At 46.8% G+C, this 21,288-nt stretch carries 18 protein-coding genes and 8 tRNA genes; 4 read left to right on the forward strand and 22 right to left on the reverse strand.

Annotation, left to right across the window (positions count from 1 at the left end; all coding sequences use genetic code 11):
* Nucleotides 1-217 precede the first annotated feature (217 nt).
* The 6 genes from secF to AC5YB3_RS03590 all read right to left on the reverse strand — a co-directional run bounded on the left by secF (nt 218) and on the right by AC5YB3_RS03590 (nt 6,002).
* Entirely contained in the window at nt 218-1,165 is a 948-nt protein-coding gene (gene secF / locus AC5YB3_RS03565) for a protein translocase subunit SecF (RefSeq protein WP_006082274.1), read from the reverse strand.
* 12 nt (nt 1,166-1,177) lie between these two features.
* Complete coding sequence (gene secD, locus AC5YB3_RS03570) at nt 1,178-3,028, reverse strand: protein translocase subunit SecD (RefSeq protein ID WP_011847205.1); 1,851 nt, start codon at nt 3,026-3,028, stop codon at nt 1,178-1,180.
* Between the two features lie 17 nt (nt 3,029-3,045).
* A complete protein-coding gene (yajC, locus tag AC5YB3_RS03575) occupies nt 3,046-3,378 on the reverse strand; it encodes a preprotein translocase subunit YajC (RefSeq protein WP_006082276.1) in 333 nt (110 codons plus the stop codon).
* Between the two features lie 26 nt (nt 3,379-3,404).
* On the reverse strand, nt 3,405-4,529 hold the full coding sequence (gene tgt, locus AC5YB3_RS03580) for a tRNA guanosine(34) transglycosylase Tgt (protein ID WP_006082277.1): 1,125 nt from the start codon (nt 4,527-4,529) through the stop codon (nt 3,405-3,407).
* Between the two features lie 162 nt (nt 4,530-4,691).
* A complete protein-coding gene (gene queA / locus AC5YB3_RS03585) occupies nt 4,692-5,729 on the reverse strand; it encodes a tRNA preQ1(34) S-adenosylmethionine ribosyltransferase-isomerase QueA (RefSeq protein WP_259566906.1) in 1,038 nt (345 codons plus the stop codon).
* Nucleotides 5,730-5,792: 63 nt separating this feature from the next.
* On the reverse strand, nt 5,793-6,002 hold the full coding sequence (locus AC5YB3_RS03590) for a hypothetical protein (RefSeq protein ID WP_006082279.1): 210 nt from the start codon (nt 6,000-6,002) through the stop codon (nt 5,793-5,795).
* 107 nt (nt 6,003-6,109) lie between these two features.
* On the opposite strand from AC5YB3_RS03590, the gene AC5YB3_RS03595 reads away from it, so the two are divergent.
* Nucleotides 6,110-6,739 carry an acyl carrier protein phosphodiesterase gene (locus AC5YB3_RS03595; RefSeq protein ID WP_494526581.1) on the forward strand — a complete coding sequence of 210 codons (630 nt, stop codon included), beginning with the start codon at nt 6,110-6,112 and terminating at the stop codon, nt 6,737-6,739.
* A gap of 69 nt (nt 6,740-6,808) precedes the next feature.
* Nucleotides 6,809-7,480: an RluA family pseudouridine synthase gene (locus AC5YB3_RS03600; RefSeq protein WP_494526582.1), complete on the forward strand. Its 672-nt coding sequence runs from the start codon at nt 6,809-6,811 to the stop codon at nt 7,478-7,480.
* A 98-nt stretch (nt 7,481-7,578) separates the two neighbouring features.
* Here the strand turns inward: AC5YB3_RS03600 and AC5YB3_RS03605 are convergent, their stop codons facing one another.
* On the reverse strand, nt 7,579-8,019 hold the full coding sequence (locus tag AC5YB3_RS03605; RefSeq protein ID WP_006082282.1) for a hypothetical protein: 441 nt from the start codon (nt 8,017-8,019) through the stop codon (nt 7,579-7,581).
* A gap of 351 nt (nt 8,020-8,370) precedes the next feature.
* On the opposite strand from AC5YB3_RS03605, the gene AC5YB3_RS03610 reads away from it, so the two are divergent.
* Nucleotides 8,371-9,750, forward strand: coding sequence for a Gfo/Idh/MocA family oxidoreductase (locus tag AC5YB3_RS03610; RefSeq protein ID WP_226060543.1), 1,380 nt, complete (start codon nt 8,371-8,373; stop codon nt 9,748-9,750).
* 195 nt (nt 9,751-9,945) lie between these two features.
* Here the strand turns inward: AC5YB3_RS03610 and AC5YB3_RS03615 are convergent, their stop codons facing one another.
* From AC5YB3_RS03615 to AC5YB3_RS03645, 7 genes are all read right to left on the reverse strand, one after another.
* Entirely contained in the window at nt 9,946-10,470 is a 525-nt protein-coding gene (locus tag AC5YB3_RS03615) for a CIA30 family protein (RefSeq protein ID WP_006085503.1), read from the reverse strand.
* A gap of 74 nt (nt 10,471-10,544) precedes the next feature.
* Complete coding sequence (gene sstT, locus AC5YB3_RS03620; RefSeq protein WP_006082286.1) at nt 10,545-11,771, reverse strand: serine/threonine transporter SstT; 1,227 nt, start codon at nt 11,769-11,771, stop codon at nt 10,545-10,547.
* Nucleotides 11,772-11,945: 174 nt separating this feature from the next.
* Entirely contained in the window at nt 11,946-12,842 is an 897-nt protein-coding gene (locus tag AC5YB3_RS03625) for a chemotaxis protein CheV (RefSeq protein WP_226060546.1), read from the reverse strand.
* A gap of 140 nt (nt 12,843-12,982) precedes the next feature.
* Nucleotides 12,983-13,453 carry a phosphatase domain-containing protein gene (locus AC5YB3_RS03630; RefSeq protein WP_006082288.1) on the reverse strand — a complete coding sequence of 157 codons (471 nt, stop codon included), beginning with the start codon at nt 13,451-13,453 and terminating at the stop codon, nt 12,983-12,985.
* Nucleotides 13,454-13,525: 72 nt separating this feature from the next.
* Nucleotides 13,526-14,809, reverse strand: a complete 1,284-nt coding sequence (locus tag AC5YB3_RS03635) for a DEAD/DEAH box helicase (protein WP_011847215.1) — start codon at nt 14,807-14,809, stop codon at nt 13,526-13,528.
* Nucleotides 14,810-14,856: 47 nt separating this feature from the next.
* Complete coding sequence (locus AC5YB3_RS03640) at nt 14,857-15,414, reverse strand: methylated-DNA--[protein]-cysteine S-methyltransferase (protein WP_494526583.1); 558 nt, start codon at nt 15,412-15,414, stop codon at nt 14,857-14,859.
* A gap of 104 nt (nt 15,415-15,518) precedes the next feature.
* The gene (locus tag AC5YB3_RS03645) at nt 15,519-17,216 is read right to left on the reverse strand and encodes a DNA-3-methyladenine glycosylase 2 family protein (RefSeq protein ID WP_494526584.1); all 1,698 of its coding nucleotides are present in this window, start codon (nt 17,214-17,216) and stop codon (nt 15,519-15,521) included.
* A gap of 172 nt (nt 17,217-17,388) precedes the next feature.
* On the opposite strand from AC5YB3_RS03645, the gene AC5YB3_RS03650 reads away from it, so the two are divergent.
* The gene (locus AC5YB3_RS03650) at nt 17,389-19,218 is read left to right on the forward strand and encodes an ABC transporter ATP-binding protein (protein WP_126491623.1); all 1,830 of its coding nucleotides are present in this window, start codon (nt 17,389-17,391) and stop codon (nt 19,216-19,218) included.
* Between the two features lie 574 nt (nt 19,219-19,792).
* Here the strand turns inward: AC5YB3_RS03650 and AC5YB3_RS03655 are convergent.
* From AC5YB3_RS03655 to AC5YB3_RS03690, 8 genes are all read right to left on the reverse strand, one after another.
* Nucleotides 19,793-19,868 (reverse strand) — tRNA-Glu (locus AC5YB3_RS03655).
* A gap of 213 nt (nt 19,869-20,081) precedes the next feature.
* Nucleotides 20,082-20,157: transfer RNA gene (locus AC5YB3_RS03660), tRNA-Glu, on the reverse strand.
* A gap of 118 nt (nt 20,158-20,275) precedes the next feature.
* A tRNA-Glu gene (locus tag AC5YB3_RS03665) sits at nt 20,276-20,351 on the reverse strand.
* Nucleotides 20,352-20,469: 118 nt separating this feature from the next.
* Nucleotides 20,470-20,545 (reverse strand) — tRNA-Glu (locus AC5YB3_RS03670).
* 118 nt (nt 20,546-20,663) lie between these two features.
* Nucleotides 20,664-20,739: transfer RNA gene (locus AC5YB3_RS03675), tRNA-Glu, on the reverse strand.
* 51 nt (nt 20,740-20,790) lie between these two features.
* Nucleotides 20,791-20,866, reverse strand: a tRNA-Ala gene (locus AC5YB3_RS03680).
* A 104-nt stretch (nt 20,867-20,970) separates the two neighbouring features.
* Nucleotides 20,971-21,046: transfer RNA gene (locus tag AC5YB3_RS03685), tRNA-Glu, on the reverse strand.
* Nucleotides 21,047-21,177: 131 nt separating this feature from the next.
* Nucleotides 21,178-21,253: transfer RNA gene (locus tag AC5YB3_RS03690), tRNA-Glu, on the reverse strand.
* Between the last annotated feature and the right edge of the window lie 35 nt (nt 21,254-21,288).

Genomic DNA, 21,288 nt, shown 5'->3' on the forward strand with positions numbered 1-21,288 from the left:
CAACTCTCTGGAATATGGGTTGCCGACATCCTACTGCTAAATAGCCGAGCCTGTCGAGCGCTGATTTTTACACCAGTTGTTAATTTAATTAACATTCCATTTTTACAGCATAACTGACTATAACTTTGTGAGTTTGCTAGCAGAATGTCAGAACTATCTCAAATTCGAGCTAAAAAAAAGCCACCTCGTCGGTGGCTTTTTAACTCGAATGTAACCTTTAAGGCATCATAGGAGGCTGGTCTGCGCCTTCTTTCTCAATCTCAACTGGCATCATGTGTTCACGATTGATACCCAGTTTGATGGCCAAGAAACTGGCCACATAGATAGAAGAATACGTACCCACAAAAATACCCATCAGCAATGCAGTAGCAAAGCCATGGATCATAGTGCCGCCCTTAAGGAACAAGGCCACGACCACCACTAAGGTTGTACCTGTAGTAATGATTGTACGGCTCATGGTTTGAGTAATTGAAGTATTCACCACTTCTTCAGGGTCGCTTTTACGCATCTTAAGGAAGTTTTCACGGATACGGTCAAATACCACGATAGTATCGTTGAGTGAGTAACCCACAACCGTCAATAGACCCGCCAGAACGGTCAAGTCGAATTCCAATTGGAATACCGAAAACACGCCTAAAGTCACGATCACGTCGTGCGCCAGTGCAGCCACTGAACCAAATGCTAGCCGCCATTCGAAACGGAATGACACATAGATCATGATACAGATAAGCGCGACTAATACTGCTAAAGCGCCTTGCTCAGCCAGTTCTTTACCCACTTGTGGGCCAACGAACTCAACACGCTTCTGCTGAACCTGTGGATCAACTTTCTGCGCAGCTTCCATGACAGACTTAACTTGCACGTCACTCTTAACGCCTTCTTTCACCTGTAAACGTACTAATACGTCACGGCTAGAACCGAAGTTTTGCACAATGGCGCCTTCAGAATCAGGCGTCGTCAGTTGCACCCGCAGGGCGTTTAAATCGACCGGATTTGTGAACTCCATTTCAACGACGGTACCGCCAGTGAAATCAAGACCCCAGTTGATGCCATTGGTCGCGAGCGAAACCAGCGAGCCCAGCACCAATACAGCCGACATAATACTGATAGGCAGTGCATGACGGAGGAAGTTTACCGTATGTTTTAAAGATAAAATTTCAAGCATTGTCACTTCCCCTTAGATAGACAGAGTCTTCACGCGCTTACCACCCCAAATCGCGTTAACGATTGAGCGAGTACCCACGATTGCGGTAAACATGGAAGTCGCAATACCTATCATCAAGGTCACCGCGAAGCCTTTAACAGCGCCTGTACCTACGGCAAACAGAATCAGCGCCGTTAGGAAAGTGGTGATGTTCGCATCGGCGATGGTGGAGAATGCGTTACCATAACCTTCATGGATGGCCTGCTGGACGCTACGGCCCGCACGTAATTCTTCACGGATACGCTCATAGATCAGCACGTTACCGTCAACCGCCATACCCACAGTCAACACCATACCGGCAATACCCGGTAGGGTTAACACTGCGCCAGGGATCATAGACATTACGCCCACCACCATGACTAAGTTTGCGGTTAACGCTATGTTGGCGATAAGACCAAAGCCACGGTAGTAAACCAGCATAAAGAGTAAGACAACCGCCATACCCCAAACCATAGCTTGCACACCGTTTTGAATGTTTTCAGCACCTAAGCTTGGACCAATGGTACGTTCTTCCACAATCGACACTGGGGCAATCAAGGCACCCGCACGCAGTAATAGTGCGAGGTTTTGAGCTTCACCATGGCTTAAGCCAGTGATCACAAAGTTACGGCCTAAACGCGCTTGAATGGTCGCGACAGAAATCACTTCTTGGATTTTCTGCATCTTAACGCTGCCGTCGGCATTGCGCTCACCACTGTCTTTATATTCGATGAACAATGTCGCCATAGGCTTGCCTATATTGTCTTTGGTCACGTCAGAGAAAATGGTGCCGCCTTTCGCATCAAGGTTGATGCTAACCTGTGGACGACTGTACTGGTCAAAGCTAGGTTGTGCGCCCGTGATATGATCACCGGTCAACATAACTTCTTTCTTCAATATCACAGTGCCACCTTCGCGGCGCTGGTACACTTCAGAACCCGCTGGTAAACGGCCTGATTGCGCAGCATTAGGATCAGCTTTGTCATCGACCATGTGGAATTCAATCGATGCGGTTGCACCTAAGATTTCCTTGGCGCGAGCCGTATCTTGCACACCTGGCAGCTCAACGATAATGCGCTCGGCGCCTTGACGTTGTACTACAGGCTCAGCCACACCTAACTCGTTTACACGGTTACGAATGGTCGTAATGTTTTGTTGCAGTGCTTCTTCTTTAATCTGCTTAAGATACACGTCACTCATCACAGCTTGCAGGGCAAAATCTTCGCCACGGCTAGCATCAGTGAACACCATATCTTTACTGCGAGACTTAAGAAAACGCTCGGCACTCGCGAGACTTTCAGCATCACGGAACTTGATTTCGATACCAGTGGTATTGCTACGAATACCAGCATAACGAATTTTCTCTTCGCGTAGTTGTGAACGGAAATCGGCAACTTTAGCCTCTTCCATCTTGCGAATCGCTTCGCCCATGTCCACTTCCATTAAGAAATGCACACCGCCGCGAAGGTCGAGACCGAGTTTCATTGGGCTGCCGCCCATAGACTCGAGCCATTTAGGCGTCGCTGGGGCTAAGTTGAGCGCCACAGTGAACTTGTCACCTAAGCTGTCAGCAATTAATTCTTTCGCCAGTAGCTGTTGATCCGCATTTTGCACACGGACCAACAACTGACCTTTTTCAAGCTCAGAGCGCTTTACCGCAATGCCCTTACTGGCTAACAGCTCGTTCACACTGGCTTGGGTTGATGCCGTGACTTCAGCACCTCGAGTCGCCACCACTTGCACCGCGTGATCTTCACCAAAAAGGTTCGGTACGGCATAGAAACAACCTATGGCGATGACGAGCATCACCATAATGTTTTTCCACATTGGGTATTTATTTAACACGCCTGAGCCCTCTTGGCTTACAACGACTGGATAGAGCCCTTAGGCAATACAGCTGCAATATAGTCTTTTTTGATCGTGATTTGAGTCGTGTCGTTTAAGCTCAGTAACACGTAATCGCTTTCGTCGCTGATTTTTGCAATCTTGCCTAAAATCCCGCCACTGGTCAGCACTTCGTCGCCTTTGCTGATTGATGACATCAGGTTTTTGTGCTCTTTAACGCGTTTTGATTGCGGACGGAAAATCATGAAATAGAAAATCAGGCCGAAAATTGCCAGCATGAAAATCAATTCCATCGTGCCGCCACCTTGTGGTGCGCCGGCAGCGCTTGCGTATGCATTTGAAATAAACATAGTTTTCTCTTCTTATTAGCAAAAAATCAATCGACTAACTCTGGTACTTCGCGACCTTGACTGGTATAGAAGTCCGCCACAAAGGCGTCTAATGTACCCGTCTCAATCGCACCGCGCAAACCTTCCATTAACATTTGATAGTATCTCAAGTTGTGAATGGTGTTTAAACGCGCACCCAGAATCTCATTACAACGATCTAAGTGGTAAAGGTACGCCCGTGAATAATTTTTACAGGTATAACAATCACACTTAGTATCAAGTGGTGACGTGTCATCTCTATGACGCGCATTGCGTATTTTGATCACACCTTCACTCGTAAACAGATGACCGTTGCGGGCATTACGGGTTGGCATCACACAGTCAAACATGTCAACACCACGACGTACACCTTCAACTAAATCTTCTGGTTTACCGACCCCCATCAGATAGCGAGGTTTGTCTGCAGGAATTTGCGGGCAAATATGCTCAAGAATGCGATGCATATCCGCTTTAGGCTCACCTACGGCCAAACCACCGACGGCATAACCGTCAAAACCAATATCGACTAAGCCTTTTAAGCTTTCGTCGCGTAAATCTTCATACACACCGCCCTGAATAATACCGAACAGAGAGTTAGGGTTCTCTAGACGGTCAAATTCATCACGTGAACGTCTCGCCCAACGCAGAGACATCTGCATTGACTTACGTGCTTCGTCTTCAGTTGCGGGATATGGCGTACATTCGTCAAAAATCATCACCACATCACTGCCCAATGCATCTTGGATTTGCATTGATTTTTCAGGATCTAAGAAGATTTTCTCGCCATTGATTGGCGAACGGAAATGCACACCTTCTTCGGTGATCTTACGGATATCGCCAAGACTGAATACTTGGAAACCACCCGAGTCAGTTAAAATCGGACGCTGCCAGTTCATAAAATCATGCAAGTCACCGTGCTTACGCATGATTTCTTCGCCTGGGCGCAACCATAAATGGAAAGTGTTACCGAGCAGAATGTCCGCGCCTGTGGCACGTACTTCCTCTGGCGTCATACCTTTAACTGTGCCGTAGGTTCCCACAGGCATAAATGCTGGGGTTTCTACAGTGCCACGGTCAAAAATCAACCGACCACGGCGCGCACGGCCGTCGGTAGTATCTAATTCAAATTTCATAATTCACCTCGCCAGATAAACAGTCTGACTACATTTTTAATGGCTAATGCCATTTTGATTAACAATAGAGATGGGGACAGCGTTAAAAGGTTCAACCTTTTGACGAAAAAAAGTTGCCGCCCATACTCACTTTGGGCGGCTATTTTAAAACAAAATCTTGGTCTAGTGGGCTTTTTTCGTCACAAACATGGCATCGCCATAGCTAAAGAAGCGATATTTTTGCGCGATAGCATGTTGATACGCCGCCATAACATGATCAAAACCCGCAAATGCACTGACTAACATGATGAGGGTCGATTCAGGGAGGTGGAAGTTCGTCACCATGGCATCGACCACTTGGAATTGATAACCGGGATAAATAAAGATGTCGGTATCACCGCTAAAGGCTTTGAGTTCACCTTGGCTGGCGCGTGCCGCACTTTCTAAGGAACGTACAGATGTTGTACCAACAGCCACGACGCGTTTACCCGCCGCTTTGGTTTGCGCGATTAAATCGACCACATCCTGCGGCACATTGGCCCACTCAGAATGCATCTTGTGCTCAAGAATGGTATCAACACGCACCGGTTGAAACGTTCCCGCGCCCACATGCAAAGTCACAAAGGCGATATTCACACCCTTGGCTTTTAATGCATCGAGCATGGCATCGTCAAAATGTAACCCCGCCGTTGGCGCGGCAACGGCGCCTGGGTTTTGGTTATACACAGTTTGATAGCGCTCTTTGTCAGCATCTTCATCGGGTCTGTCGATATAAGGCGGTAACGGCATGTGCCCTACGGCTTCGAGCACCTCTAGAATGGTCAACTCGGATAACAGTTCAAGTTCAAACAAGGTATCGTGACGGGCGACCATCTTCATTTGATAGCCACCGTCGAGCAGAATGAACGAATCGACTTTCGGGGATTTAGAGCTGCGAACATGGGCGAGGATGCGCTTATCATCGAGCATACGCTCAACTAAGATTTCTAACTTACCGCCGCTGGCCTTTTGGCCAAACATACGCGCGGGGATCACTCGGGTATTGTTGAACACCATTAAATCGCCGGGATTAATCATCCCCAACAGATCGGTAAACTGTTTGTCGCCTAACGCGCCAGAATTGCCGTCTAAGGTTAACAGACGTGATGCATTACGCTGCGCCATAGGATAACGAGCGATCAGCTCATCGGGGAGATCGAAAGAAAAGTCTGCAACGCGCATGATTGGCCTCTAGGTAGCTTAGAACGGCGGCTAGTCTATGGTTAGAGGCCAAGAATATCAAGATTACTTATTGCCAGCGTCCACTTCTTGCTCGGGATCCACAGGATTGACGCCATCTTGGGGCTGATTGTCATCGGCATCGAATTTAAGCCGTGAACGGCTGAAATCATCCATGCTAAAACGGTGTTGTTCAAAGGGGATTTCTACCAGCACTTTTTTGCGCTTCGGCTGCTCGTCTCTACCAAGCATTTTGGTGAACCAGTTCCACATCATCCATGATCCTAAAAAGTGAAAAAATACTGCATTTTTAGCTTCCGTGCTTTCCTAAGCGCGCTTGTGCATGATACCGTGAACCGACGTGGTTAACCAAGCGCAAAATAATGAACTTTCTTACACACTTACATCTCGCCGACATCAGTAAAACACACCTTGCCGCCAATGTGGCGGGTAATTATATTCAAGCGCCAATTGCACAAGCTCCAATTGAGTTACGCCAAGCGTTATGGTTAAACCAAGAGATTAATACCCTATGCGCTAGCCACGAACTCACGATTGAATTAATGGAAGCTTTCCCTGCGCCCTTAAGAAGCATAGCAGCAGAACTCATGGCCGTGAGTTTCGATCACTATTTAGCTTACTATTGGGAAGAATATCATCACCAACCCTTGGATGAATTCAGCCACAAGGCCTATGACGCGTTAGATTCTTTCGCCGCCCAAGGAGTAGACCCATACCATCCAGAGGCACTTGCTAAACTCTTGCCCACCATGCGCAGCGCTGATTGGCTAGGCAGCTACACCACGGAAAAAGGCTTACAACACGCCTTAGCACAAGTGGCAAAACAGCATCCGCAAGCCGCACTGTTTAAAGATGCCCACAAAGTCGTCAATAAAATGCAAATCGAAATCGAAACCGCGTTCCGCACTTTTTATCCGCAGCTGATGGCTTATACCCGCATTTGGAGCCGTAAGACGCCTGCTGAATATTTGCCCTCCCCCCTCTCGCAATAAGCGAGCATGAGATTATGCTGTGTGCCTGCGTAAATTTTGCTAGTATGGCCGCGCAAAAATGAGGACAAAATGCAGATATTTGATTACCAGCCCCCAGCAGTTCCTTGGCTAGACATCCGCTATAAAGATAGAGATCTGATTATCATCAATAAACCTTCAGGCTTATTGTCGAATCCGGGTCGAGCTGCTCACACCTTCGATTGCGCATTAACCCGCTTACAAACCCTTTATCCAGAAACGATTTTAGTGCATCGGCTCGACTGCGCGACCTCGGGCATTATGGTGTTCGCCCGTAATAAAAAAGCCGAGTCGCATTTAAAAACGCAGTTTCAAGATAGGCAGAGTAAGAAAGTCTATATTGCCGAAGTGATGGGACATGTGCTGCAGGAACAGGGCATGATTGACCTCGCGATTGCGCCAGACACTGAGCATCCACCCTATCAAAAGACGCTACAGGCTGGAGAGATTGGCGGTAAAAGCGCTCTCACCTACTACCGTGTACTAGAACGCAGAGAAAACAGCACCTTAGTCGAGCTTTCGCCAGAAACAGGCCGCACCCATCAATTGCGTGTGCATATGCTTGCCCTAGGCCATGCGATTTTAGGCGATGAGTTTTACGGTGATGCCGAGGTTATCAAAGCCGCACCGCGTTTATGCTTACATGCACAAAGCTTAAGTCTGACCCATCCCTATTCGGCTAAACCGCTCTTTTTTAGCAGCAAACATCCCTTTAGCGAATAACTCAATCCAATAGCTGCAATCCCATAAAAGCAAAAGGTCGCGACTTAGCACTGAGCTAAAATGCGACCTTAGTTATTTACGGATTCGACTGTAGTCGTTTAAGCGACGCGCATGCCTTGAGCAAAATCGGCATCGGCGGCTAATTTATCCGCTTGGAAATAACAGCCCTGCTCATTACAAAATTGTAATTGCTGTGACTGTGTCACGATAAAGAATTCACCAAAGAAATTACCGCCAACATCTTCTAGCTTATGGCCTTCAGCGATTTGCGACATATAGACTTCATCTAAACTATGGCAGCCATCGCTAAACCAAGTTTCTAAAAAATATTTTTCGTCTTCTTTATATAGGGTAATTTTATCACCCAATAAAGGACGCCCATCTAACCAACGACCTATAATTTCACGATTTTGCATATCTGTCTCCCGCCAATGAAGGCGACGGCGTTTTTCAATCCCAGACATCCTGATATCCTTATGCAATACCCAATCACCTAAAGTGAATGTCAGTTGTGGTAGTACATTAAGCATAGAACCCATTTAACGCTTTACTCCCCACTACAGCAAATTACTTCAAACCGCCCGTCAAATGTAACTTTATGGTTAATTTAAATTTGCTAAATGTTTAAAATATAAAAGATAAATACCTTTGACTAATTAATCGGCAGTGTAGCTCAATCTACAAATAAAAACGCGATCTTTATCACTATTTACTTATCGCTAAAGTAAAGGCAGCTAAAAGACTTATCTAGCGAGTTGAATGAGCTTGTTACATCTTTTATTGCCAATTTAAATGGGGTTTCTGATATAACCCATAAGTGAATTACCGTACAAATAAGACCAAGTGATATTTCAATATCCCTACAAAACAAAAATAAAGCAGGAAACGCTATGCATAACATTCATCGTCGTAATTTTCTTAAGGCCGCAGGTGCCGCCACCGCAGGACTCGTTACTGCCAATATTGCTCTCAATGCCTACGCCAGTAGCGTTGCCCCTAAACCGCAAGCCGGTAAATCCGTTATCGGACTCATAGCACCTAAGATGGACGTGGTTCGAGTCGGCTTTATCGGTGTTGGCGAGCGGGGGTTTAGCCATGTCGAGCAATTCTGTCATTTAGAAGGCGTTGAACTCAAAGCCATTTGTGATACCCATCAAGCGGTACTCGACAGAGCCGTAGATCATATCGTTAAACAGAATCGGCCAAAACCAGCTGTCTATACCGGTAATGACCTGAGCTATCGCGATCTGCTGAGCCGCGATGATATCGATATTGTGATTATTTCGACCCCGTGGGAATGGCACGCGCCTATGGCAATCGAAACCATGGAAAGCGGCAAACATGCCTTTGTTGAGGTGCCAATGGCGCTCACGGTTGAGGAGTGCTGGCAAGTTGTCGATACCGCTGAGCGAACTCAGAAAAACTGCATGATGATGGAGAACGTCAACTACGGCCGCGAAGAACTAATGGTGCTCAACATGGTGCGCCAAGGCGTGTTTGGAGAGTTACTCCACGGCGAAGCCGCTTATATCCACGAACTACGCTGGCAGATGAAGGAGATAGATCATAAGACAGGCTCATGGCGGACTTACTGGCATACCAAACGTAACGGCAACTTATACCCAACCCACGGTTTAGGGCCAGTCTCCCAGTATATGAACATTAACCGCGGTGACCGATTCGATTATCTGACCTCGATGAGTTCCCCCGCCCTTGGCCGTGCGCTTTATGCTAAGCGTGAATTCCCCGCCGATCATGAGCGTAATCAGCTCAAGTACATCAATGGGGATATCAATACCAGCCTGATTAAAACCGTTAAGGGCCGAACCATCATGGTCCAGCATGACACGACGACCCCAAGACCTTACAGTCGCCACAATTTGATCCAAGGGACAAATGGCGTGTTTGCCGGCTTCCCGAATCGGATCGCCGTCGAAAATGGTGGCTTTGGTCAAAGTTACCACGAGTGGGATATGGACATGCAAAAGTGGTACGACAAATACGATCATCCACTGTGGCAGCGCATAGGAAAAGAGGCTGAAATTAACGGCGGCCACGGCGGCATGGACTTTGTGATGCTATGGCGCATGATTTATTGCCTACGCAATGGTGAGGCTTTAGATCAGGATGTGTACGATGGTGCATCTTGGTCGGTGGTGAATATCTTAAGTGAACATTCACTCAATGACCGCAGTAACTCAGTCACCTTCCCTGATTTTACCCGCGGTGCGTGGCAAACCGCCAAACCATTAGGGATTATCGGCGCTTAAGCTGCGGCTTTCGCCAAGTTCACTATTTGGCACCGCCACCATAAGGATAAGTGCCTCGGCCTTATCCTTTTTCTTTTTCTTATTCAATTAAGCCTTGAGATGACCCGCGCCATTAGCAACAAGCCATCTGCCATAAGCACTTAGCAGTAAGAAACTCGCGACAATAAATTCACCATAGGAAACTCACTATAATCGCTAGTAGTAGCCGATTTCTCTGATTTTCAATGAAAAGTCGCCACTTTGCTGGGCGCCAATCACTAACCCTAAGCTGCACAACTGACTCAATACTATATTCGGACGGGAAATGGGTTTACCCCGACATTGGGGCTTAAAATCACTGAAGGGAATTTCAATCCGCTGCCAATTCAATACTCTGGCACTACTCACACCAAAGGTTTGGTGAGTGGGTGTGGGCATAGGCGCTTGATATACCGTACTTTGCGGTGTGTCGACATCCTTTAAATTCACTTTATAGTCTTTAGTTCGGTCGCCATCGAGTTCGAGGTAAATCCCAGTAAATTCACTGACATCTATGGGGCTAAACTCACAGCGCACTGAGGCAAACCCGCCGCCATTTGCCAGCGACACATGGCCACTAAACTCACCATAACCTAAAGGTGAAACCGTCATTTTACTGCGGGACAAACCGCCCATCACAGTGTCATTTATTCCATACCAGGGCTTTGCAGCATCTAGCACGCTAAAATCAAAAAAGATCATAACGACTCCCATAAAAAAGCAGCCACCTAAGTGACTGCTTCCATAATACTTTTCGATACGAATAACAGCACTCGTTAACTCAGTTTAGCTTTATTCTCAGCGGCTTCACAAGCGGCAGCAGTAAAGATAACGTCAGTTGAGCTGTTCAGTGCAGTTTCGGCTGCATCTTGAACCACACCAATAATAAAGCCAACAGCAACCACTTGCATGGCAACATCGTTAGAAATACCAAACAAGCTACAAGCCAGTGGGATCAATAATAATGAACCACCCGCCACACCCGATGCGCCGCAAGCTGAAACAGCAGCAACAACACTCAGTAACAATGCGGTCAGTAAATCGACTTGAATGCCTAAGGTATGCGCCGCAGCCAAGGTCAATACGGTAATAGTGATCGCCGCGCCGCCCATGTTGATGGTGGCACCTAAGGGAATAGAAACGGAATAAGTGTCTTCATGCAGCTTTAACTTTTCACACAGCGCCATATTCACCGGAATGTTTGCCGCGCTCGAGCGAGTAAAAAACGCCGTCACACCACTTTCACGCAAGCATTGAAATACCAGCGGATACGGATTACGTTTAATCTTCACGTACACAATCAATGGATTAACGACTAAAGCAATAATAGCCATCGCACCTAATAGCACGGCCAATAACTGGGCATAGCCTGCAATCGCCGCAAAACCGGTTTCGGCAAATGTCGCCGCAACGAGACCAAAAATACCGATAGGCGCTAAACGGATAATAAAACGCACCATTTGTGAAATACCGTGGCTCATATCGGCAAACACTTGCTTAGTCGAATCGGTAGCATGATGTAGGGCTAAACCTAAGCCCACACCCCAAGCGAGAATACCAATATAGTTGCCCGTCATTAACGCATTCACTGGGTTATCAACCAGTTTGAATAACAAGGTATGGATGACTTCACCAATGCCCTGTGGTGGGCTGGTGCCTTCCACGCCCGCAACTAAGACTAAATTAGTCGGGAAAATTGAACTCAGGAGCACTGCGGTTAATGCGGCCGCAAAAGTGCCGAATAAGTACAGCACCACAATGGGACGCATATTGGTTTGGGTATTCTTCTTTTGGTTGGCAATCGATGACGCCACTAAGATAAATACTAAGATGGGAGCGATCGCTTTCAATGCCCCAACAAATAAACTGCCTAAGAAGGCGATATCTTTCGCGCTACTCGGTGAAAAACTGGCTAAGACCACACCAGCGATTATCCCCAAAAAGATTTGTATTACTAGACTGCCATTAGCCAACTTAGCTAACAATGATGATTCTTGTTTCATGGTTTAACCTATCGTTATTATATTTCGGTTGAGATCCCCAACGCGCACCTTCGGAAATGAGGCCAATAAGGTTTTTATAGGATGTGACTGGACTTGTCTAGTTTTGAGGGGAAATAAGCTAACTAAATTACCCTAGCCCCGCAAAAAGCATACAAAAAACTAACAAGCGCCAGATTAGCGCTTGTCTAAGGCGAGATCGGCGCCCCGTAACATAGCATCGATTAACTCGTGGGCATCGAACTTAGTCAGTGCTTCATTTGCCCCTACTTGATGGGCCTGACTCACGCTAATTTCGCTGGATAAAGAAGTGTGCAAAATAATGTAAGCCTTGGCTGTCAGTGGATTATCACGCACTTCAAAAGCCAGTTCGTAACCATCCAGTCCCGGCATCTCGATATCACTCACCAGAATATCTATCGGGTGATGTTCCAGTGCCGCTTGCTCCATCATGATTAGCGCTTCTTTACCGTCGGCGGTCACTCGATAAGGAATGTTAATCATATCAAGGGCGTCGGATAACTGCTTACGTGCCACCTTAGAATCATCCACTAAAAGGATATTCATAGGCTTGAGTTTTTCACGTTGTACGTCGGTCAAAATAGCCCGATTCGCCTTTGGATTATCGGGGAAGATTTTCGACAATAACAGTTCAACGTCAAGCAACTGTACCAGTTGGTCCTCAAAACGTGTCACGCCCGTCAAATAGGCATTTTTACCCAAACTAGACGAAGGAGCCTCAATATCACGCCAGTTACATTCGATAATCTTATCAATACCACGCACTAAGAAACCAATGATCATCCGCTGACAATCCGTGATGATGATGTAGCACTTTTCCCGCTCTTCAGGGGCAATCGGCCGATAACCAATCGCTGCTGCCATATCTATGATAGGAATCGTATGGCCGCGGATAGTTGAAGCCCCCAGAATCGTCGGATGAGATTGAGGAATTTTACTGAGACGTGTGTACGGCACCAGCTCACGCACTTTCAACGTGCCTAAGGCAAACACTTGAGTCTGTGATAACCGAAACAGTAGTAATCCCTGTGACTGACTTGCCTTACTTTTCATAATTAGATAGATAACTCACTAAAACCAACCTGCGGATAGCTTAACCTTAACACAGTAAAAATTTGATGACTAAGGTCAAACGAATGAAACTATTATGCCTATTAATGAATAGGTTCGACTCTAAGTCGCCTAAAAAAGGCTTAGTCTTGTAATGCGTACAAAACGTCAAAGGCGAATTGATCCCAGCCATCGGCAGTAAAGGCGATATCGCGAATACTGCGAACTTGGCTGACAGCGTGTAATGGCGCAGCACCATTGACCATCAAGTAATAGGCCATGATGAGACTGGTGCGATCCTTACCCGAGCGACAATGGATCACCACAGGTAAGCCATCGGCTTCACACTGCTGAATAAAAGCTAATGCCTTGGGCAATTGAGCGACACAAATCGCCACATCCCCATCTTGGGGCGGCACATTGCGCGAAAAGGGAATACATTCGTAACGTAAATCGAGCTTTTTAAAGGTGCTAGGCTCACAGCCTTCGCCCCCATTGACCGACAGGATGGCACCAATACCGGCCTCTTTAAGCGCCTGCAAATCCCAAGGATCTTTATTGGGACCACTGCGCCCTGCGACTTTACCTTCAACTAACCAGAATAAGTGTTGCATAAACCTTACCTACGACAAGTGAGATGACAAGGGACGTCAGAGATAAGCTAAGAATAGCTTGTTTCCAACGACTTAAGACTTTTTACCCCAAAATTCAGCATTGGCAGGTGGTAACTGTTTACGTTTTTTTTTACCCGTACCTTCGGGCTTGGCGACAGGTTTAGCTTGTTCTAACAGTTCGGCTGGCATTTCGTCATCGGCTTCAAAACCGACAATTTGCTCACGCACTAACTTAAGCTTGTTCTTTTTCTCTATCACGCCAAAGTGGTGATAATCCTCATGGGAAATCAAGGTCACGGCTAAGCCTGCTTCACCGGCGCGGCCACTACGGCCAATGCGATGCATATAATCCGCAGGGCTTCTTGGTAAATCAAAGTTGATCACCACGGGCAGTTTATCGATATCGATACCGCGGGCGGCAATGTCAGTGGCGATTAACACACTGATCTCACCATTTTTAAAGCCATCGAGCACTCGCGTACGTGCGCCTTGGGCTTTATCGCCATGGAAGACTTCCGCACTGATCCCACGTTTAGACAACTTTTGCGCTAAATGATTACAGGTATTTTTGGCACTCACAAAAATCAACGCCTGTGACCACTGATGTTCTTTAATCAGATGCGCCAATAATGCGGTTTTCATCGGACGATTAACGGTAATCACCCGCTGATGAATTGTGCTTTCTTGTTCACTTTGAAATTGATATTCAAGCGGATCATTCAGTAGTTTTGCCGTTAATTCACGGACTTCTTCAGGGAATGTCGCTGAGAATAATAAGGTTTGTTTCTTGGCGGGCAACGCGTCGAGCACTTGGGCTAATTCTTCGGTAAAACCAAGGCTTAACATGCGGTCGGCTTCATCGAGCACTAAGGCACTAACGCGGTTAAGTTTGATGGCATTGCTGGACAACAGATCTAACAAACGACCCGGCGTTGCCACTAATACGTCAGCACCTGCGCGTAGGCTCTGCATTTGCGCATTGACTGACACACCGCCAAACGCGGCGACAATTTTTAGCTTGCCATTCAAATGCGAGGCATAGGACAGAAAGCTGTCTGCGACTTGCTGGGCTAATTCACGGGTGGGTACTAAGACCAAACAACGAACATAAGCGCCTGTCTTATCGTCTGTTTTTGCTTCAACAAGTTGCTGCAACAGCGGCACGGCAAAGGCTGCCGTTTTACCCGAGCCCGTATTGGCGCCGGCTAACACATCCCGCCCAGCGAGCACAGCGGGAATCGTCGCCGCCTGTACTGGTGTGGGCGAAACATACGCTAATTCGGTTAGTCGATTTAGCAAAGGTGCAATAATGCCGAGTTGGGCAAAGCTTGCCGCAGAGGAAGAAGCCTGAGTCATAGAAAGTTTAACTGCTCACCAATATCTTAATAGGCGGCTATTCTAGCTTAAATATCGAGGCAGTGCTTGTCAGTTTCCAGCGTTAACAACTGCTGTTTCATCGCAAGCCCGTAGGCGTAACCCGTTAACTTGCCATTTTTGCCTATCACTCTATGGCAAGGCACGATAATCGCGATTGGATTAGCGCCATTAGCCGCGCCCACGGCGCGCACTGCCTTAGGCCGACCGATTTGCTCGGCAATCTGCCCATAACTGCAGCTCTGGCCGTAATCTAAATTGAGCAAGGCTTGCCATACGTCGCGCTGAAATTCAGTGCCCTTGGGCGCGAGCTTTAAATCAAATTCAACCCGCTCACCCGCAAAGTAATCCGCGAGCTGCGCCTGAGTTTCGCGAATATGTGCCTTAGCTTGATTAAGGGCATCCTCACTCACCTTGGCAAGCGCAATCTCAGCGCGATCCGAGCCAACAACGGTTAAATGACTCAGTCCATAAGCATTGGCATTTAACTGCAATATTCCGGCAGGACTGATAAACGTATCCACGGCGCAGGGTTGATATTCTGCAATGCTTGGCGCTTGGCTCAATTGACGAATCGCATGTTTCATAATCTGTCTCTTCGTTTGCTCTTTGTTTGATCTTAATTTGGTACTCAACTGAACTGCTAACTCATCTTTTTAAACTGGCAGTTCAATGTGAGGCGGCTTGATGGTTATTGGTGCCAGAGCTGAAAGGTTAAGTAACTGCCCCAAGGGGCAATTTGTTGGCTCAGCTGCTCGCACAATTGGGGATAGCTCACTACCGCGGCTGCCGTTTCATCTAACTTATTGTTCTTGATATATAAGGCCAATAAATGCTTTTTAACAATCAAATCCGAATGCAAAAACACGTTTGGATCACCTAAGCCACGAAGCTTGGCATACGCTATCGTCCAAGGACCTATGCCTTTAACGCTGAGCCAATCATCGACACTTGCCTCAGGATGTTCGCAGATAAACGCCGCGAGCGCATTGAGCGCTAATTTACGGGCGCCCGGCATTTTTAGCTCAGTTAAACTCGCCTCACGAATCGCCTCGGGTGTTGGGAATAATCGATACTCGCGGCCATTGAGACTAAAACACTCGCCATAGGCTTCAACCAATATATTCAGTAGTTTAGTCGCCTGTACTACCGTCACTTGCTGACCCAAGATGGCGCGGCAAACCGCTTCAAACAAAGATCCTGCGCCAGGAATGCGCAATCCCGAAAACGGTGTTAATCCTAAACTCGGTAGCGCACTTAAGCCTTGTTCAATCTGTTGCATATCCGCATCGAGATCTAAAATGCGCCGCACCTCAGTGACCAGCAATTGCAGCTCATCAACGGCGGAATCTTCGGTCAAAGCAATCGCAAGTTTGAAGCGATTCAGCTTAGGCTCATGGATAATTTGCACTGTGCCGCGCATCTTGCCGATGGCAAAACAGCGACCATATTCGAGCCCGTTATCGTCAGCATTGGCTTCTGCTGAAACATTGGTCTCATCTGCAATTTGAACTGCATCACTCGCTTGTGGATGACTGACTTGCGGCGTGAACCACTCCATTCCTTTCACTGCACGTAAGCGATAAAATGCCAGCTGCGATGCCCAATCTAATGGGGGTCGATAGTATTGATATAGGGTTAATCCATAGTGCGGTACAAATTCACCCAAAGTATCAATTTCACCGAATCCTGTTGATGAATCAATAACCTGCTCCTTTGCCGCCTTGTTTAAAGCGGTCTTTCTTAATTGAGTTGGCGTCAATTGTAAGGTTTGCTTAAATGCCTCATTGAAACGGCGAATACTATTGAAACCCGCCGCCAGCGCGACTTGGGTGATAGGTAATTGGGTTTGATGTAGCAGTTGTTTTGCAAACAGTAACTGCCTGTATAAGGCATATTGTTTAGGCGAAGTGCCAAAGCCTTCGGTAAAAAGTTTATTGAGATAACGACTGCTTATCCCTAATCTGTCAGCCAATTGTGTCACAGTCGACGCTGGCTCTCCCGATGATTTCCCCGCTAAGGCGCCCGCTTCAATTAAACTAATTGCTCTCGCCAACGTAGTGCCTGTGCCTTTCCATGGATTTGAGCCTGGCGCACTGTCGGGCCGACAACGCAAACACGGGCGTAATCCAGCTTGTGCGGCTTTCACGGCCGAATCAAAATAACGCACATTCTGCTCTTTTGGCGCGACGGCAGGACACACGGTACGGCAATAAATCCCCGTCGTTAATACGCCCACAAAAAACTTACCATCAAAGCGCGGATCGCGGCTCATCCTCGCCTCACGGCAAATAGACGCAGAAAGTAGCCCCGCACTGGATTCCAGTGAATGCACTGAGTCTATTTCATCACGCTTAATCGCACTCTCAGACGCTCTATCTGTACTCATTTTTCATCACGCCCGACAATATTCGCTCACAATTAATTTCTTGTTCATTACTTTACGTAAAACTAGCATGTAGCACTAGCGGAAAACGGAACTCAATCATTTCAATGCTTTTAGGGTATGAAATCCTATATGCTATACGCGACTATTTTTTATCTCACCATAGAGTTAATTCATGTTTAAACGATTTGAATCTTGGGTTGAAGCCCTCCCCGATGATGAACCGACTAAGCCACCCACAGGGGTTTATGCTTTTTGCCGCCACTACACTAAAGGCTACGAACTGCCGCTGATCTTAATGTCAGTGCTGACCGCTATGCTGGCCATGCTTGAAGTGTCGCTGTTCGGATTTATGGGCCAATTAGTAGATTGGCTTGTGAAAAAAAATCCAGAAACCTTATTTCAAGACGAAGGTACGACCTTAATGCTGATGGGGGGCATGGTGCTGATTGTGATGCCAATCTTGGTATTACTGCATGCGCTTATCATGCATCAAACCTTGCTCGGCAATTATCCTATGTCGATCCGTTGGCTCGCACATCGCTATTTGCTAAAGCAAAGTGTGTCATTTTATCAAGATGATTTTGCCGGCCGAATCGCAACGAAAGTGATGCAAACGTCCTTAGCCGTGCGCGAAACTGTGATGAAGTTGCTCGATGTATTGGTATACATTTTGGTGTATTTCACTTCTATGTTAGTGATGATCGCCAGCGCCGACCTGCGCTTGGTGATACCTATGCTAGTGTGGCTTGCACTGTATGTTGGGCTGCAATGGTACTTTGTGCCTAAGCTGAAAAGTGTCTCTACCGAGCAAGCCGATGCGCGCTCAACCATGACAGGCCGTATCGTCGACAGCTATACCAACATCACCACAGTGAAGCTATTCGCCCACACGCAAAAAGAAGCCGAATACGCCAAATCCAGTATGCGGATATTTTTAGACACGGTTTATCGCCAGATGCGCTTAGTCACGGGCATCAGCGTCAGCGTGCAAATCATCAACTATATACTCGCATTCAGCATTGCTGCGGTAGCAATTGCTTTATGGACTGACAGCGCGATTACTATCGGCGCCATTGCCATTGCGGTCAGTTTAGCACTGCGCTTAAACGGCATGTCACAGTGGATCATGTGGGAAATCAGTTCGTTATTTGAAAATATCGGCACTGTCACCGATGGAATGAATACCTTATCTAAAACAACGATCATCCAAGATGAGCCAGACGCCAAGGCGCTGGTCGTCAACTATGGCAAGATTGATTTCAACCAAGTGTGTTTCCATTACGGCGAGCAGACAGGGGTGATTGAAGATCTGAATCTGAATATTAAGGCCGGAGAAAAAGTTGGCTTAGTGGGACGTTCTGGTGCGGGTAAGTCGACCTTAGTGAATCTACTAATGCGTTTCTACGATGTTGAAAAAGGTCAGATTAATATTGACGATCAAGACATTAAAACGGTTATGCAGGATTCACTACGCTCGCAAATCGGTATGGTGACCCAAGATACATCACTGTTGCACCGTACTATCCGCGAGAATATTCTTTACGGCAATCCAACGGCCAGCGAAGAACAGCTCGACAGCGCCATTAAACAAGCTCAAGCCTATGACTTTATTAAGGATCTAAGTGACCCTCACGGTAATCATGGCTTAGATGCCCAAGTGGGTGAACGTGGTGTAAAACTTTCTGGGGGCCAAAGACAGCGTATCGCTATCGCGCGGGTTTTATTAAAAAATGCGCCGATTTTGCTGCTTGATGAAGCCACTTCAGCGCTTGATTCCGAAGTCGAAGCCGCCATTCAAGAAAGTTTATATGAGTTAATGCAAGGTAAAACAGTAATTGCAATCGCTCATCGACTTTCAACCATTGCCGCGATGGACAGGCTAATAGTGTTAGATCAAGGCCGAGTCGTCGAACAAGGCACTCATCAAGAACTTATTGCCGCTGGCGGTATTTATGCCCAGCTATGGGCACACCAAACCGGTGGATTCTTAGGTGTAGACTAAATTAAAAGTTAAATGACGAAAGGCGACACTCAGCAATGAGTGTCGCCTTTTTTATCTCAAATAAGTCTCCGCCTAAATCTGCCCTCTTCCCGCAAAGCTTCACTCTTACACTCGCCCTCATATTCACCGCAACGATACGCTATTTTGCACAATAGATGCAGTGAGAACGGCTCACTTCAAATTGCGCTCGTTGAGCTATTGGAAGCATGAGATAAATCGCGATTAACGGTTCAACTTATCAGTATTGAAAGTAGCAGCATTCAAAGTGCCAACACACTGAATAATCCGAAAGGTAAGTTTTAGCTATGGGTTAACGCAAGGTTAAGCAGGAAAACACTTCAATAATTCTTATCATACGATTGAACAGAATGACTTCACCACACTAAGTATGTCTCTCGAAGCATTATTTATCTTAATGTGGATGGTTTGATTGGTGGGTAAATTCGGCTTAGGCGTATGACTCGTAAATGAATCGGGGAGATCTCGATTTAATATTCAAAATTCAGACACAAAAAAACCACCTTGAGGTGGTTTATTGTCTTTAACCAAAGTTTCGATAAACCTTGATTAAAATTGGTATCCCCTAGGGGATTCGAACCCCTGTTACCGCCGTGAAAGGGCGGTGTCCTAGGCCTCTAGACGAAGGGGACCCGGACATATTAATTTGAACGTAATGTTCCCGTTTAACATCTACGGTGTCCTAGGCACTCTCTTCTAAAAAACGAAGGTGACCCGGACTTATGATTTAACTCGTAACCGAGCTTTATAACACATGCACTTCAGTAGGCTAGGAAGTAAATGCTTTGTTCTTACCAAACAACTCGTTAGTTATTTGCTAGGAACCACTCTCTATAAAAAATAGATGGTATCCCCTAGGGGATTCGAACCCCTGTTACCGCCGTGAAAGGGCGGTGTCCTAGGCCTCTAGACGAAGGGGACCCGGACTTATGATTTAACTCGTAACCGAGCTTTGTAACACATTCACCTCAGTAGGCTAGGAAGTAAATGCTTTGTTCTTACCAAACAACTCGTTAGTTATCTGCTAGGAACCAAAATTTGGTATCCCCTAGGGGATTCGAACCCCTGTTACCGCCGTGAAAGGGCGGTGTCCTAGGCCTCTAGACGAAGGGGACCCGGACTTATGATTTAACTCGTAACCGAGCTTTGTAACACATTCACTTCAGTAGGCTAGGAAGTAAATGCTTTGTTCTTACCAAACAACTCGTTAGTTATCTGCTAGGAACCAAAATTTGGTATCCCCTAGGGGATTCGAACCCCTGTTACCGCCGTGAAAGGGCGGTGTCCTAGGCCTCTAGACGAAGGGGACCCGGACTTATGTTTTAACTCGTAACCGAGCTTTGTAACACATTCACTTCAGTAGGCTAGGAAGTAAATGCTTTATTCTTACCAAACAACACGTTAGTTATTTGCTAGGAACCCAAATTTGGTATCCCCTAGGGGATTCGAACCCCTGTTACCGCCGTGAAAGGGCGGTGTCCTAGGCCTCTAGACGAAGGGGACCCCGGACATATTAATTCGAACTTACGTTCCTGTTTAACATCTACAGTAAATTGGTGGAGCTACACGGGATCGAACCGTGGACCTCTTGCATGCCATGCAAGCGCTCTCCCAGCTGAGCTATAGCCCCAAATTTTTGTCGACACTGCTAACTTTAATAGTATGCGTATCAGCAGAAATTTAGATTTTGTTCATACCAAACAACTCGTTAGTTATTCGACAGGAACCAATACTTGGTATCCCCTAGGGGATTCGAACCCCTGTTACCGCCGTGAAAGGGCGGTGTCCTAGGCCTCTAGACGAAGGGGACCCGGACTTATGATTTAACTCGTAACCGAGCTTTGCAACACATTCACTTCAGTAGGCTAGGAAGTAAATGCTTTGTTCTTACCAAACAACTCGTTAGTTATTTGCTAGGAACCACTCTCTATAAAAAATAGATGGTATCCCCTAGGGGATTCGAACCCCTGTTACCGCCGTGAAAGGGCGGTGTCCTAGGCCTCTAGACGAAGGGGACCCCGGACATATTAATTTGAACTTATTGTTCCCGTT

It is taken from the genome of Shewanella sp. 1311, assembly GCF_059338235.1.

What these genes read in the sequence shown, in the direction of transcription:
- sstT (WP_006082286.1), bottom strand. Translation starts at nt 11,771, where the DNA reads ATGAAACAAGAATCATCATTGTTAGCTAAGTTGGCTAATGGCAGTCTA.
- AC5YB3_RS03650 (WP_126491623.1), top strand. Translation starts at nt 17,389, where the DNA reads ATGTTTAAACGATTTGAATCTTGGGTTGAAGCCCTCCCCGATGATGAA.
- secF (WP_006082274.1), bottom strand. Translation starts at nt 1,165, where the DNA reads ATGCTTGAAATTTTATCTTTAAAACATACGGTAAACTTCCTCCGTCAT.
- AC5YB3_RS03610 (WP_226060543.1), top strand. Translation starts at nt 8,371, where the DNA reads ATGCATAACATTCATCGTCGTAATTTTCTTAAGGCCGCAGGTGCCGCC.
- AC5YB3_RS03625 (WP_226060546.1), bottom strand. Translation starts at nt 12,842, where the DNA reads ATGAAAAGTAAGGCAAGTCAGTCACAGGGATTACTACTGTTTCGGTTA.
- AC5YB3_RS03600 (WP_494526582.1), top strand. Translation starts at nt 6,809, where the DNA reads ATGCAGATATTTGATTACCAGCCCCCAGCAGTTCCTTGGCTAGACATC.
- AC5YB3_RS03645 (WP_494526584.1), bottom strand. Translation starts at nt 17,216, where the DNA reads ATGAGTACAGATAGAGCGTCTGAGAGTGCGATTAAGCGTGATGAAATA.
- AC5YB3_RS03640 (WP_494526583.1), bottom strand. Translation starts at nt 15,414, where the DNA reads ATGAAACATGCGATTCGTCAATTGAGCCAAGCGCCAAGCATTGCAGAA.
- AC5YB3_RS03590 (WP_006082279.1), bottom strand. Translation starts at nt 6,002, where the DNA reads ATGATGTGGAACTGGTTCACCAAAATGCTTGGTAGAGACGAGCAGCCG.
- AC5YB3_RS03595 (WP_494526581.1), top strand. Translation starts at nt 6,110, where the DNA reads ATGAACTTTCTTACACACTTACATCTCGCCGACATCAGTAAAACACAC.
- yajC (WP_006082276.1), bottom strand. Translation starts at nt 3,378, where the DNA reads ATGTTTATTTCAAATGCATACGCAAGCGCTGCCGGCGCACCACAAGGT.
- tgt (WP_006082277.1), bottom strand. Translation starts at nt 4,529, where the DNA reads ATGAAATTTGAATTAGATACTACCGACGGCCGTGCGCGCCGTGGTCGG.
- queA (WP_259566906.1), bottom strand. Translation starts at nt 5,729, where the DNA reads ATGCGCGTTGCAGACTTTTCTTTCGATCTCCCCGATGAGCTGATCGCT.
- AC5YB3_RS03630 (WP_006082288.1), bottom strand. Translation starts at nt 13,453, where the DNA reads ATGCAACACTTATTCTGGTTAGTTGAAGGTAAAGTCGCAGGGCGCAGT.
- AC5YB3_RS03615 (WP_006085503.1), bottom strand. Translation starts at nt 10,470, where the DNA reads ATGATCTTTTTTGATTTTAGCGTGCTAGATGCTGCAAAGCCCTGGTAT.
- AC5YB3_RS03635 (WP_011847215.1), bottom strand. Translation starts at nt 14,809, where the DNA reads ATGACTCAGGCTTCTTCCTCTGCGGCAAGCTTTGCCCAACTCGGCATT.
- AC5YB3_RS03605 (WP_006082282.1), bottom strand. Translation starts at nt 8,019, where the DNA reads ATGGGTTCTATGCTTAATGTACTACCACAACTGACATTCACTTTAGGT.